General features: G+C 40.6%; 6 protein-coding genes. All 6 read right to left on the bottom strand.

Annotation, left to right across the window (positions count from 1 at the left end):
- Positions 1 to 3: 3 nt before the first annotated feature.
- Positions 4 to 2,772, bottom strand: coding sequence for a CHAT domain-containing protein (locus tag ACMX3D_RS03250; protein ID WP_482750052.1), 2,769 nt, complete (start codon positions 2,770 to 2,772; stop codon positions 4 to 6).
- 40 nt (positions 2,773 to 2,812) lie between these two features.
- Positions 2,813 to 8,803 carry a two-partner secretion domain-containing protein gene (locus ACMX3D_RS03245; protein WP_482750051.1) on the bottom strand — a complete coding sequence of 1,997 codons (5,991 nt, stop codon included), beginning with the start codon at positions 8,801 to 8,803 and terminating at the stop codon, positions 2,813 to 2,815.
- A 251-nt stretch (positions 8,804 to 9,054) separates the two neighbouring features.
- A complete protein-coding gene (locus tag ACMX3D_RS03240; RefSeq protein WP_482750050.1) occupies positions 9,055 to 10,050 on the bottom strand; it encodes a phage tail protein in 996 nt (331 codons plus the stop codon).
- Positions 10,051 to 10,253: 203 nt separating this feature from the next.
- A complete protein-coding gene (locus ACMX3D_RS03235) occupies positions 10,254 to 12,485 on the bottom strand; it encodes a putative baseplate assembly protein (protein WP_482750049.1) in 2,232 nt (743 codons plus the stop codon).
- An 83-nt stretch (positions 12,486 to 12,568) separates the two neighbouring features.
- Complete coding sequence (locus ACMX3D_RS03230; RefSeq protein ID WP_482750048.1) at positions 12,569 to 13,003, bottom strand: GPW/gp25 family protein; 435 nt, start codon at positions 13,001 to 13,003, stop codon at positions 12,569 to 12,571.
- Between the two features lie 94 nt (positions 13,004 to 13,097).
- The gene (locus ACMX3D_RS03225; protein WP_482750047.1) at positions 13,098 to 15,014 is read right to left on the bottom strand and encodes a VgrG-related protein; all 1,917 of its coding nucleotides are present in this window, start codon (positions 15,012 to 15,014) and stop codon (positions 13,098 to 13,100) included.
- Positions 15,015 to 15,038 lie beyond the last annotated feature (24 nt).

Below are 15,038 nucleotides of genomic sequence, written 5' to 3'. Positions count from 1 at the left end.
TTTCTAAAGCCAATTACCTACTAAAACGTAAGGAGCCCAGAAAAATGGATGTTCTCTATACTGCTGCAAAATTGACACTTGAGCGCGACGTAGAGCTTCGGCTTTGGTAATATTGGGATTATTTCTTAACTGTCGATAAAATTCACCCATCAGAACGGATGTAGATTCATCGTCTACCTGCCATAAAGAAGCAAGAGTACTACGGGCCCCTGAACGCACAGCGATTCCAGCCAATCCCAAAGCTGCCCGTTTATCGCCAGTAGCTGTTTCACAAGCACTAAGAACGAGTAATTCTATCGGCTCTGATGCTTTTGCTGGCCGTCCTCCAGCATCCTCTCTGGTTTGAAGTACCTCACGCAGTTGCTTAGCATTAATCTTGCCATCCCACGCCAGAATAAATGTATCTTCCAGTTGAGAACTAAATTTGCCGTGAGTTGCCAAATGTACTACAGGGTAAGCATCAGAACTAACTTGGTTTTCGATAGTTGTGTTAGTAAAAGTCTGGTTGAGGAATTCCTTAGTGGGGATAATAGATTTAATGTTTTGCAATTCAGTGGCGACGTTAGGTAAAGCACTGAAACCAAGGCGCGGTTCTGTTAATCCTCCTGCTAAAGCTTCAAATCTTTGTTTTTGCGATTTTGGTTCTATAAGTTGTAAGCCAGGAGATAAAGTTACGCTGTATTTTTCTATTAGATATTGTTTACCATCATAGAGAGCTGCCATTGGGATATTGCGTAAAGAACCATCTAGCACAAAAACTAAATTTTTTATCTTGTTTTGTTCTAATTCTTTTTCGGCAGGTTTGATTAACCAATTGTAAACTTCTTGAGAAAGAGCTTCGCGATCGCGAAAAGTATATCTTGCTTCTAGTTGTTCTCGGAGATTGTCTAAAGTACTTTCTATCTCAGGTTTTGCTTTATAAGTTCTGTAATGACTAAGTTCTTGTTGATGAGGTAATTTAACAATTACCTCTAATCTATCTGCCAAAATAATTGGATAAATAACTGCTGTTGGTGGATTAGCATTATCGACAATTTCATCAATTTGTGTTGGCTGGGCAGTTATACAAGCATCCCGGAAAAAGTTATCTAATTCAGCCAATTGTAAAGTTTCAATTACACTCCGAGCTTGTTTTAAATTTTCAGAACTAGGTTTTTCTGGTTGCAGTAATAAACCTACAAGTTCTCGATACACTGGTTCTACTTGATCTCGAAAATCAAATTGAATTTCCGGATTAAGCGCTACTAAATCACTACGTAAAGATTTTAGACTATTTACAGCCTCAGTATATGCTGCGATCGCTCCTGAAGAATTTTTCTGAGCTAACAGTATGCGACCCAATTGCCATTGCCATTGATATGCAATATCTTTAGCATTAATTATCTGGGCAAGGTTTAAGGCTGATTCTGTATATTTTTGAGCTATGGGCAATTGTTGGTTTTTTTCGTATATTTGACCTAAATGACCCAGTGCATAAGATTCGGCTCGTTGGTCTTTAATATCTTTGGCTTGTTGAATAGCTGTATTTAAAATTTGCAGACTTTCATCTAGACTTGTAACTGATTTGCTATCTGTCTTGATGCTTTGATTAATACACTGTAGACTGTCAGCAAAATTGACTCTAGCATAGACGGCGGATCGGCTCGGTGTCAGAGTTTTCAGTGCAGACTTGATAGAGTTTAGTTCTTCGGTTGTAGACTGTTGATTCAGATACAGCACAACTTTTAAACGATTAAGTTGTGCTTGCACTGTAGCATTAGGTAAATTAGATTTCTCTGCACTTTTTTGATAAAAATCAATAGCATTAGTATAGTAATTTTTGGCATTCTTTGTAAGATTTTTCTGACCACAAGCTGAAGGCGAAATGTTGTCTGCTGCTGTCGTGTCTCGTAATAAACTTTTATTTGCCAAAGAAAGAAATGTGTTGCCTAAACTGAGTAAAGTGGCACTTTCTTCTTGAGGCGATCGCAACCTTTGCGCAACTGCTAAACTTTCTTCAAGTACCGTCTGAGACTTATTTAAATTACCATTAGCTCGCAGCGCATTGCCAAAACTTCTCAAGCCTACCACTTTTACAAGTGAGTCTGGTTGTTCTTGCAGACTTTGTTCTATTTGCGCGAATATTTTCATTGTGCGGTGGTAACGCCCTAAAGATTGTAAGGCTGTAGCTTGATTAATTAAGCTACCTATATAAGCCGCTTGCTCCCCAATTTGGGAATATATCTTGGCAGATGTTTGCCACGCTTCTAAAGCAGATTCAGTTTGACCTAATGCTAGTTGTAAACTACCTTTGGTGTTTTGAGCCAAAGCAAGAATATGCTTTGCTTGATTTGTATTAAGTTGCGAATTATTTAACAAGTCAAGGCTAGTTTTAATTGCCTCAGTTGCTTGTGGCCACTGTCCAAGTTTTTGCTCAGTTAAAGACAGGTAATTTAACACCAAAGCTTGATTCAATATATCTTGTTGCGAATCATATATCTGTGCAGCCTGCTGGAAACTTTGCGCCGCTTGTGTGAATTGTCCCGCTTGGTAAAAGGATTTGCCTTGTTTGACCAGTTGTTCTGCTGTTAAAGGAGTTGGAGATTGTTTTGTAGCGGTTTGGTTTGGAATCGGCGTAAATATAGAGTTAGCTGGGAGTATGTGAACACCAAAGCTGAAAACCAACCCCAACAAACCTAAAAAGATCAGCTTAAATCTGCATTGCCAAAAAAGCTGCACCGACAGTAAAGATAAACGCAGATTTCTAGGTATGTTCCAAAAATGATGTTTCACCGTCTACAACCTCTCAATCAACAATAATCAATGTTTCAGCTTAGTTTGCAGGCTGACATCCTGAAGGCAAATCCCCCAAACCGTGAGGTGCTGCGGTAGGTGCAGTTGCTACCAATGTCACTTCACCTTGCTCATTTCTGACCCATCCCTGCGCTGGCACAATCTTTGTTTCATCCTCTAAACCTTGCGCCACAGGCGGATGTTGATTTTTTCGATTGTCTGTTGCCACAGCTGTCAATTCCCAATCTTCCCAAACAGCATTGGCATTGAGGGCTTCGTTTGGTGAAGGTGGTAAACCACCTCTTCCTGTAATGGTGAAGCTACTACCACCTCTGACTGCACAGAAGTTTTGGCTAATCAAGCTAGAAGCATCTACCCCCTCGATGGGTAATTCCACTAAGCCATTGTTGGGGTCAACATCGGGTGTATTGATTTGCACGTTGCCATTTAACTGCGAATTTGCACCTGTCGCTGTAATGTCATTTGTATTGGGAGTGCCGATATCTCGAAACTGGATGCCGAATAGCCCAGCAAGATTGTTGATAGTCACATTTCCGCCCCGGAAATCTACAGAATTAGCGCTGATGTCTGTATTTTCTCCGGGAATGGCAATGATAAAGCCATTTTTGCCATCAATATTGATGTTTCCACCTGCGATATCTTGACCACGGGCGTTGGTGGTGATGCTGCTTCCTCGACGTAATAATAATAGAGGTGAACTGATAAAAATATTTCCCCCACTGCCTGTTGTGTCGGCACGAATTTTGCCTTGGTTATCTAACACAACTGAGTTAGCGCCAATTGTTAATGTACCTGCTTGTCCTGAACCGACACTGCTGACTGTGACTTGTGCTTGATCTCGCACTGTTAAGTTTCCTGTCTCTAGGGTCAAGTCGCCCCCTGTGCCTTTACCTGTTGTTTCTGCTGAGATGATTGAACCATCGAGTTGTGCTTCTTGGGCGTTGACTATAATGTCACCTGCATTACCAGTACCAGAAGTAGAAGTTAATAATCGCCCACCAGTTGTTGTTTGAAAAACATCTGCATTGACTGTAATGTTGCCCCCTGGAGAATTTGTTGCTGTTGTAGCATCTAATACTGCATTATCTATGACTCTGAGATTGGCTGTTGTCAGGTTGATATTTCCACCTTGACCGATTTTATTAGAGTCTGTGCTACCGCCCAATAAACTATTTTTGCCACCACTACTTGAGCGTAAAGCGCTACCAGTACCGGAGATATTTACTGCCTCGGTTGCATTAACGCTAATCTCTCCGGCTATTCCCTGTCCTAGTGTTTGAGTTTGAACAATTCCACCATTTGTGACATCCAAAGAATGAGTTTGCAAGTTGATTTTGCCACTGTTACCTATGGCTTCTTTTGCTACGCCGCTTAAGATTGAGCCATTGTTAACTAGAATGGAGTCTGCTTTGATGGAAATGTTGCCTGCATTACTATCTTTCCCGAATGTGGTAGCCGCGATCGCTGCTCTATCTTCAACGATGAGTTTTCCCGTCTCAATTTTGATTGTGCCGGTACTACCTGTGGCCTGTGTAGTTGTCTGAGTAAACAAACCACTAGGAAATGACAGGTTCTCGCTGAAATCAGGTAGCCTAGGCTCCCCAGTAGGAATAAAACCACCGTAGTACAAATCTTCTGGAAGCGTGATGATACTATAAGCTTCTCCAAAAATACCATTAGGTGTAACAGTTTCACTTCCACTCAGTTTGACTTCATTATTTACTCCATTAGGAGTGAGTAGAGTAATATTACCGCCGTTGCCGCTATTATGAGTAGACGCAGATATTTGTCCACCTTGTTGGATGGAAATAGAAGGAGCATTAATTAGGATATTTCCTCCATTACCAGGGCCAAATGTATCGCTTGTGATACAGTCTCTAAGATCTAAATTAAAAGGTGCTTGACTGATAATAGTTATACTTCCTGAGCCATTACCGCCTGTAGAGTTGAGAGAAAAAATATCAATAGTGCCTTTAGCTTCCAGGCGAATATCCCCCCCTTTTTGTGATTGATCTCGATTAGAACCAACAATATCTGTAGAGTTAGATGAAAAATTAGTGTTCCCAACTTGCTCAAAACCTTCTTCAACAAAATCAGTGTTCCCGACTTCTTCAAAATCTTCTTCAATAAGAGGAGGCGCAAAGGGTGGTAGATTTGGAAAAATAGGCGAATCGTCAATAGGTTCTTCAAGCTCTGGGTCTGTTGGATTGCTACTACCTCCAGAGATTAAGGAGAAAGATGCTACTGGACGAGAAATCGTAATTCCACCATTATTCGCTTTTATGCTAACTGCGCCCCCATTTCCTACACGACCAGTGCCAGATTGTGAAAAAGAATATATTTCTTGAACGAAGATATTGCCGTTAGTTGAACTGATATCAATTGCGCCTCCATTTCCAGCATTACCAGAGCCAGAGCTTGAGGAAGAGTTGAAAAACGTAAAATGACTTGCATCAGGGTTGTCATTGATGCCTTTGTCAGCACGTAAGGTCATAGCACCTCCGTTTCCAGCATTGCCAGAACCAGAACGGGAGAAAGAATCCAATTGCAGAAAGTCCGCAGAAATGTTGCCGTTGAAGGCAGTCAGATTAATCGCTCCTCCATTTCCCGCATTGCCAGAACCAGAACGGGACGAAGAATCCAATTGCAGAAAGTCCGCAGAAATGTTGCCGTTGAAGGTAGTCAGATTAATCGCTCCTCCATTTCCCGCATTCCCAAAACTAGAGATTGAGAAGGATTCTAATGTATCAGGAGAAATGTTACCGTTGAAGGCAGTCAAATTAATCGCTCCTCCGTTTCCGGCATTCCCAGAACGAGAGTGTGAGGAAGATTTTAGAGAGTTAGTGGTAATTCCCCTACCAGATTCAAGGCTGATGTTGCCTCCATGTCCTGCTCTACCATTAATAGATGATTCTGAGGAAGAGTCTACGCTTTCAGCAATGTTGATGCGATCGCCAGCTTTCAGGACAATTGTACCCCCATTGCCTGCTGTGTACCTAGAAAATGAGGAAGAGTCTAAGCTACCAGTAATGTTGATGTCGTTGGCAGCTTTGATACTAATATTGCCGCCATTTCTTGCTGTGCCATCATCATCCCTATAACGTGAGTAAGCGTATATATTGCCAGTGGTAATGCTACCATTGCTGGCTTCCAGGCTAATCGAACCCCCGTTAGTGTTATTAAAATGCTTAACGTTAGGAGTTTGTTCTCCATTAATGCTAATAAATTGAGTCTTCACATCACCGGATGCAGCCAAAAGACTAACTATCCCCCCAAGTCCATTAAATGGTTGTAAGACAACATTTCCATCTATCGTAATTCCAGGTGGTACAGTGCCAGTACCGTAAGTAGGTATTGAACCAGAATTCACACCCCCGTACACTAGATTTGACTGTCCTGAACGTAGAATTAACGCTGAACGAGTACTCAGGGTTTGTGTATCTGCTCCTATCGGAAAAGAAGTGATATTATCTGCTCTAGTAATATTGATGTCACCTTGGAAACGAATATCACCTGTGGCTTCAACTAATAATGAGGCTCCTACATAATTGGCTGCAACATCAACATTACTATCAGCACTAATAATTGAGCCATATTTACTAACGAAAGTGGCTAACCCTCCAAAGCCGCTTTGAATCAACACACTATCATCGCTGTTAAAGTTCCCATTGTCAGCAATTATTTGATCGGCAACAAAAGTTAAGTTACCTCCACTGATAGAACTGACATCAATGTTGCCATTGGCTGTTATCAGGCTAATATCTCCTCCATTTCCTCCTATCCCGTCAGCAGCAACAGAGTCAGAGTTCAAATCTTCAGCGAAAATGCTACCGTTAAAAGCAACGATATCAATCGCGCCCCCATCTTTGGCTGTTTCACCACTAGAGAACGAGTATAAACTGCCTGTAGAAACGTTGTTGTTCGAGGTAGAGAGATTAATTGCACTACCTTGACCTGCACTACCAAAATTAGCTTGTGAATCAGAGTTCAAATCGCCAGTGATATCAATTCCATTGCTAGATTTAACAGTAATTGCTCCACCATTGCCGGCATTGCCAAACTCAGAGCGTGAGTCAGAACTGAAATTTTGTGCTTCAACCTTACCGTTGGTAGTGCTAATGGTAACTATGCCGCCATTAGCTGCATTGCCAACATTATTTCGAGAGTAAGAGAATAAATCACCATTAATATTGATGTCATCAGCGCCTTGAAGAGTAATTGCACCGCCATTTCCGCCTTTGTCCCTGGAATTCGAGTCTGAATTAGATGCTAACGAGCCAGTCCTAATATAGTTACTAAGATAGCTAATCTCACCGTTGGTAGTGATGCTAATTGCACCGCCATTTCCAGCAATTCCAGAGCTAGAAAAGGCAGAAGAATTTATATTATCAGTGGTAATATAACCTATAGAGGATTCCAGGGTAATTGCACCACCATTTCCGGTATTGCCATTAGTATTACGAGAGTCAGAGAACAAATCACCTTTAATATTGATGTTACCGGCTGCTTGCAGAGTAATTGCACCGCCATTTTTGCCTGTATTTCTGGAATTCGAGTATGAGTTAGATGCTATCGAGCCAGTTCTTATATAGCTCCTAAGCTCGCCAATCCCACCGTTGGTATTGATGCTAATTGCACCTCCATTTCCAGCAATCCCAGAGCTAGAGAAGGAAGAAGAGTTTATCTTACCAATATAAATGCTATCTTCAGAGAATTCATCAATATAACTGCCTTCAGGGAATTCACCAGTATCAATACTGCCTTCAGACGAGCTAAGAGTAATTGCACCGCCATTTCCAGCATTGCCACTGTTGTTACGAGAGTCAGAGAACAAATCACCTTTAACATTGATGCCGTAGGTAGCACTGATGCTTATTGCACCGCCGTTTCCGCCTGTGCTTCTGGAATTAGAGTCTGAATTAGATACTAAAGAGCCAGTCCCAATAAAATTATTTTTGCTAATGAGGCTAATTGCACCGCCATTTCCGGCAATGCCAGAGCTAGAAAAGGCAGAAGAATTTATATTACCAGTAAAAATACTACCTTCAGTGGATTCCAGAGTAATTGCACCACCATTTCCGGCATCACTAAAATTACTGTAAGAGTCAGAAAGCAAATCACCAGTGTCAATATTATCGTTGGCAATTAAAGCGATCGCACCACCATTGTTTGCCCCATTCCTCGTATCTAAGGTTTGAGTGGTAATTCCTCCACCACTTTGAATCTCAATTACTCGACCATGAGTAGTAATATTTTTGGTAGTTACATCCCCTGATGTCGTTGTTAAGCTAACTTTCCCTATCGAACCATCAGTAATTGGGTTTAAGGTTAAGTCTGTTTTTAAGTTTATTTCTTGATTACCAACCAGTGTTAAATTTCTCCCTGGCTGTAGCTGTCCTTGTAAATCGAGTTTGTCTGCTACTAATGTCAAATCTTGTCGAGGTGCTAAATTTCCCTTGTTGCTAATAGTTGCCCCTGTTCGACTTGTGCCATACTGCAACCCTGGGACGATGTTGACTGCTAGTAATGGTGGTGCTTGGAGATTTGTGGCACTAAATTCACTACCATCGGGAAATTTGAAACTATTTGCTGTACTTGCTAAAAACGAACCACCAATATTTAACTGTGCATTTGGCCCAAATACAATGCCGTTGGGATTGAGCAAGAATAAGTTGGCTGTGCCGTTGGCATAAATTAAGCCATTAATATTGGAAATTGATGTTCCGGTAACGCGTGTGAGGATGTTTTGGATATTGGCGGCATTGTTGAAGAATGCACTACTGTTATTGGGAATGGAGAATTCTTGAAAGCTGTGGAACAGATTTGTGCCGCGTGTGGTTCCACCTTCAATGATTCTGGTTGTGCCATCTAATCTAACTTGGGAATTATTTGGCAGAGTTTTGTCTGGTGTGATTTGGGCAATCGCGTGATTTGGAGACAAAATTGTTGTGCAAGCGATCGCTATTCCTAGCCCTTGTATCCAGGAAAAATGTATAGTTTTCTCAGACACTTTTTCCTCCCAAGGCTAGTAGTAAAGTTGATCACACACAGGTATTTATTAAAGCATATAAGCGAGATTGATCAAATATTTATCGGTCTCCAAATTTATATTTCTCAAGATAATATTTAATACTGCAAATTCTTGTCCTAAATGAGCTATACAGAATTTAATTTGGTAAATTAATCTGAGATTTGACCATTTATCTTCCTATTTATAGATTGACAAACCCTAATTAATAATAAATAGCAAATAAGAAGATTCTAGAAGTACTGAATGTCTAGGTCATAAGTACAAAAAGCTGGTTTTTGACGTTCAATAACTTCTCTGACCAATGTTTCATTGATTTGCTCAGACTGTTGCACCCGCAGTTCAACGATAAAATGATAGGGACAACCACCTCCGAGCATAGAATCTTCACCTATACGGGTTGGCCCCATGACAAAACCAAGGTCAAAAACTTCTCTGATATTGATTTGCTCTAAAGGTAAGCCTGTATAAAGGTGGATGTACAAGCGTAAACCATATCGAGTACCATGCCAACGATAAAGAGCGATCGCATTCCGAATTAACAGCCTTTGTTTTTCAATGTCCCACCTGCTATCCATTTCCCAACCTACCCAATAAGCTAAAAAAGGTAGCATTGCCCTAGGCGCAGTGAGTGGATCAAGATATGCCCAAAGAGTATCTAGAGTTTGCACTGCTGGGTCAAAAGCCTGCTCTAAAATACTGACAAATCTTTTTACAAAGTCTACCTCTCGGTAAAGTGCGGGTAAATAATCCAGGTAAGAACTACTCGGTCGTACCGAAAGGTTGAAGATGCGATACTGTATGAGCCTTTGTTCGCTTCCTTCTTGTATATATAGATAAACCTGACTTTGGTAATTCAGTTGCAATCGTGGGTTCTGAGGATGCAGACTTGATTGATTTTCAAAAAAATCTTCTGGGACTAAAAAGCTGATCTCTGTTTCCACCTTTTGATTGGGAGCAATTTCTGCAAACTCTGTTTGATTCCACTCACACCAATCTGAAGGGAAATCTCCTTCTATATGTAATTTCCATCGGAGTAGTCGATTAGCGACATTTTCTAGCCGCACGAACATCTGTCCCTGTTCGCCAGGTTGGAGGAGTAGTTCGTTACCGATGGGTTCGTCAGCTTGGCTATCTTTGAGTGTAAAACCTTTAGATGCCAAAACTTCAGGCGATCGCATGGCCGTTAGCGATAAAGCCAGAGTTTCACGAGAAATTGCTTGAGTCATACCTAATCAGAAAAGTGCTGAGTTAAAAGTGCTGAGTGCTGAGTTACAGCAGTTTTCATTCTTTTTTGCGCCTCGGTTACTGAGCGCAGTCGAAGTATGCGCCTTTGCGTGATGCAAAAAAGATAGTTTATTTACCTGAAAATAGCTGTAAAAGGCTGCTTACAACGAGGTATCAACCTTCTCCCCATAATTTGGCGAGAAATTTAATCTCGAAATTCAATAATATGACCAGATTGGAGTTGAGAATTCTGGTCATCCCAAGAACAAGCCAGACCCAAAGGCCCAGGATCAATTTCTGGTTCTGGGATATCTGCGCGGAACCAGTCACCATCAAACTTACGTAAACTATAGAGTTTTACGGCTCCTAAATAACGCACTCCCGGAATTTGGCGACACACAGCAAAAATATCCGAGGGATAAACACACCGACCTAATTCCCAACCTTGATGAGCGAGTCCTCCTACTAAAGGATTCAAAAAACGATAGAGGGCTGTGAGCAGTTGAGAACGGATGATTTCTTGGTCGCGTGGGTTATTGTATTGTGGTTCTAAGAATACTTCTGTTTCGACACTCACCCCGACATATTCTGGTTCTTCCAATTTTACTTGTACACCCAAAGGCTTGCGATCGCTCATATAATCCAAAATTTCTGTTTTCAGTTCTGTAGATAAATCAAAATATTCATCTGGCTTCATCCCTCGCTGAAAATCAAAAATATCTACATCTACTTTTTTCGGAACCACCAGCAAACGCACAATTCCAGCTGTTGTCTGTTCTGGTCTCGTTAGCGCATGGACGCGAGCAACGGCTCTTTGAGCGGCTGTTTTGGCGACTCGCTCAAAATCTTCAGGAATAACCGCAGATTCACGAGTACGAAGCATTTCTGGTACTCTAATTACAGCTTCGTCTAAAGATTCTGCGTCTGTACCACCATAAGCTGGATGATAATTAATTACGCTTTTCACATAAGGAATAGAATGTTTAATTACAGTAATTTTCCCAGTTTGGACGTTACCCCAACTACCTCCACCTGTGCGGTACGCCAGCATATATATTTCTGAACCAACAGGTGGAACTTTGCCGTATTGTCTATCTAGAACCACACTGTTATTATTAGCGGCTGCTTGTGGTTGAATATAGGCAAAATTGCGTGTGTCTACATTTTCGTGACGAATGATTCTACCTACAGCTTGGATTTGTGACCTTTCTTGTGTCAATAGTCTAATTTGACTCGGTTCGCGCACTAAAGGCCCAAATTGCACTGTCCCGGTTTGAGCATCGATTGTGTAATGCAAGTCATCTGGTGTAGAAGCACCAAAGTTAGGCACTTCTATCCAATCTTGAATATCACCATCTGGTAATCTAACTTCGATATATTCTTGTTGTTCTCGAATTCGGTCTAAAATAGGTGTGCTTTGCAATTCAAAAGATTGACCTGGTTTGCCATTGCTAATCCCTAAAAATTCTTCCTCTACCCGAATACATTGAGTAGCATTAACTGCGCCACCAATGCTGTATATATCTAAGCCAACTATGCTAGGAGAATGGCTATAACTAGGTTGAGTTTCATTCGGATAAGTATAAACACAACGTATCCAATGACCTGCAAAACTAGTACCAAAGTCTGTATGAGGTAATTGTTGGGGTAAATGTAAAATTATATCTGCTCCGTCTAATGGTTCTGTGATTTCGCTAAAGCTGAAACCTTTGGTTTGATCATCATCTTTACGTCGCAGAATTGGTTGCCAATTTACACCATTCCAAGCTTCCCATTGACGCGGCGGATCATCAGGATTAATCCCAGTAGTTGTGGCTGCTTCACCTTTGAAAGTAATAGCAATGACATTCCCCGCTATGGAGTTTTCTGAGTCTTCTAGAACTAGATAAAAACAGTTACCGGGGGTTACTTCTTCAAATAAAAAAGTTTCTTCGATATCTTCCCATTGTCTGTTATTAGGAGTGCGATTGCGTAAATTTTGCGGTATTTCTTCGTTTATATTTGCTGTTAGTAAATGTTTAATTTGTGGATTACCAATTACTAGTTCGTTATCAGTAGTAAAAATTACTGCTTCCTCTGTTTCTGTCCGCACCGTTGCTACTTCGGTGGCAAAAGGTATTCTAACTTCAGCAGGCTGTGCTGTCGTTAAATAAAATGTCAATTCACACCTAGCAGGTGTTGGAGGATTAAGGCGAATTCCTAATAATTCTAGAAAAGCCACATAATTTCTGCGGGGAACTTGATTGAATCGCAGCAACATTTGGTCAGTTAACCAAGCAAACAATTCAATTAAAGTAATTCCTGGATCTCCAGGGTTATGATTTGTCCACTCAGGACAGTAGCGCGGAATACGAAGAATACATTCCTCTACTAAATCTTTAAAAGAACGATCATCAAGATTTGATGTTGGTAATTTTGGTAAAAAATCAAATTCCATTGTTAGTTATTAGTCAATGGTTAATAGTTATTTCTTCACTGCTATTCTGATTTTGTGAGTAATCAACAAATCAAATATGATTACTATATTTCTCCCAATGATTGCTGTGATTCTAAATAAAATGGATAAACTAAACTACGAATATCGGCACTATTTTTAGGTTGATATTCAATGACAATATCTACTTTACCTCTAATCGGATCAGGTTCAGCACGTACTTGTTTTAAGATGATACGTGGTTCCCACATTTCTAATGCTTCTTCGACATAACGCCGAATTAGTAATAAAGTTTGGATACTGAGTGGTTCAAAAACTAAATCAGATAACCGGGAACCAAAATTAGGTCGATACACTCGTTCACCTAAATCTGTGCGGAGAATGATAATAATCGACTCTTCAATATTTGGTTCTGCTGCACTAAGTTGAACTCCGCCTTGTACATTCACTCGTAATGGAAAGGCAAATCCAGCACCGATGTAGTCAGGTTCTTGCAGAAGGTAATCAGTATCTTCAAGCATAAGAATATGTTGACAGCTTTCTAATTTCTTATTAGCTGTAACTTAATTCAACTTATGCAGTTGAAAGAAAAAGAAGGCAATTTTTCTGGAAAATTTACCTCGGTGTGCCGTTTATCAATACTAAACCATTAAGTGAAATAGTAGGAGCATTAATAGTGATTGCTCCACCAGCGGTAATAGTAATTGCACCGCCAGCATTAATACTAGCAGTACCACCAGAACTCATCATTAAGTTAGTAACTGCCGTAGTAGAAATTGAAGCTGCTCTAGAATTGATAGAAGTAGCAGCAACGCTATTAATCATTGTTCTAGCTCGAATATCTATACTGCCAGTCGCATCATTTAAACGGATAGTTTGTCCTCCAGATGTGAAAATTTCTATAAACCTTTGTCTATCATCTAAGCGGATTTTATGTCTTCCAATAGTTTTTATTTCAATAAACCTTTCAGTATCATTAAAGTGCAGACGATGACCAGTACGGGTTCCTGTCTGGATATAGTAACCTCGCTTTTCACGTCCTTTATCTTCATCAACAAATGTTACTTTGTGACCACGACGGGTTTTTTCCTCCCGTAACCGCACTTTTCCGTTGACAACCGTATCAGCTATTTTTCTGGGGGTCGGGTCTTTACCGTTCCAAACTCCACCAATAATATAGGGACGGTGAATATCTCCATGTTCAAAGGCGACTAGCACTTCATCATTAACCTCTGGTAGCCAGTATGTACCACGGTTCTTTCCTGCGCCTAAACCAACGACTCTAGCCCAGTTGCTATTATCTGCTTCTGTCAGGGTGGGAAACTTGACTTTAACTCGACCCAAACCTTTAGGATCTACGATATCAGTAACGATACCAACTAATAAGGTTTGACCCGGTTGCAGCTGAGTAGGAGGGGAAAGAGTTGTTAGCAAGTCTCCACCACGCAAACCACGCACACTGAACTCTGTAATGTATGTGCGATCGTAGTAAGTGTGACGAGTTTCGGTAATGTAATATTTACCGTCATGTTGCCCCATTTCTGTCAAATTAACTACTCGCCCTGGACGAATTTGAGTATCACCCTCAGCTTTGGCATCAGCATAAATAAATTGCCCACCCAGTTCGTCACATAATGCTTGCGCCATGATATCAGCTTCTTTGGACTGGAAAACTGGTTGATCTACCACAATCATTTTTGGTGTGGTTGGTTTACCGTTAAACTTATTGCTTGTAGTAGTACCAATGCCATTGTTTGTATTAGTAATTACCTTTGGCGCAGTTGCTTTAGCTATAATCGGTTTTTTTGTAGTGTAGTCCCAACCTCTGACTTCAACTTCTTTAACTTGTTCAGCACTGGTGACTCTAACTCGAAAACTATGTAAATCTGTTAACCATTTCAGAGTTAATATTTGAGGGTCGGCTTTGGGTTTACGAAAGTAGAGTAAGCCGTTTTGAATGAACAGTTCAAAACCAATTCTTGCGGCTCGTTCCCGCAAGAACTCCATGTTAGTTTGATTTTCTTGAAAAAGATAATCATGGACAACACCACTAGGTTCAATGCTGCCTATTTTTATGCCTGCTTGCGTCGCTATTGTCCTTACAATGTCACTATCAGTTACTTGTTGAAAAGAACGGTTGTAGCGTCCCCGATGCAAGCGATGAGATACATCGTAACCTTGAACTATGATGGGAGCCTGTGACTTGTCTGTGAAGTGAGTATCAATTGCAGTAATTTCTCCTTCTATGACTTCGTTTGGATCTTCATCATCAAAATCTGGTGATTCTGTTGTACTTGATCTAAAACCAATCTTTATCGGTTTACCAATTTGTAATAAGTTTTTGTAGCGCCAAGGTTTTTCTTCAACTCGACCAGGATAGTAATCATTTTGAATAACTAAGGTAAACATTCCTGGCCGATGCAGACTTTCTTCTACAGAAATCTGAAGAATATCATCCATTAATTCATGATCATCAGAAATGGAAATACCGCCGATTTCTAATTTTGGTAAGGCACGGTAGTTAGTAAGCATAGATAACTCCAGATTCAAAATTGC

This window comes from Anabaena sp. TISTR 8404 (assembly GCF_056847745.1).
The sequence above is the reverse complement of the archived record's forward strand: the minus strand, read 5'-3'. Positions and strand labels throughout refer to the sequence as shown.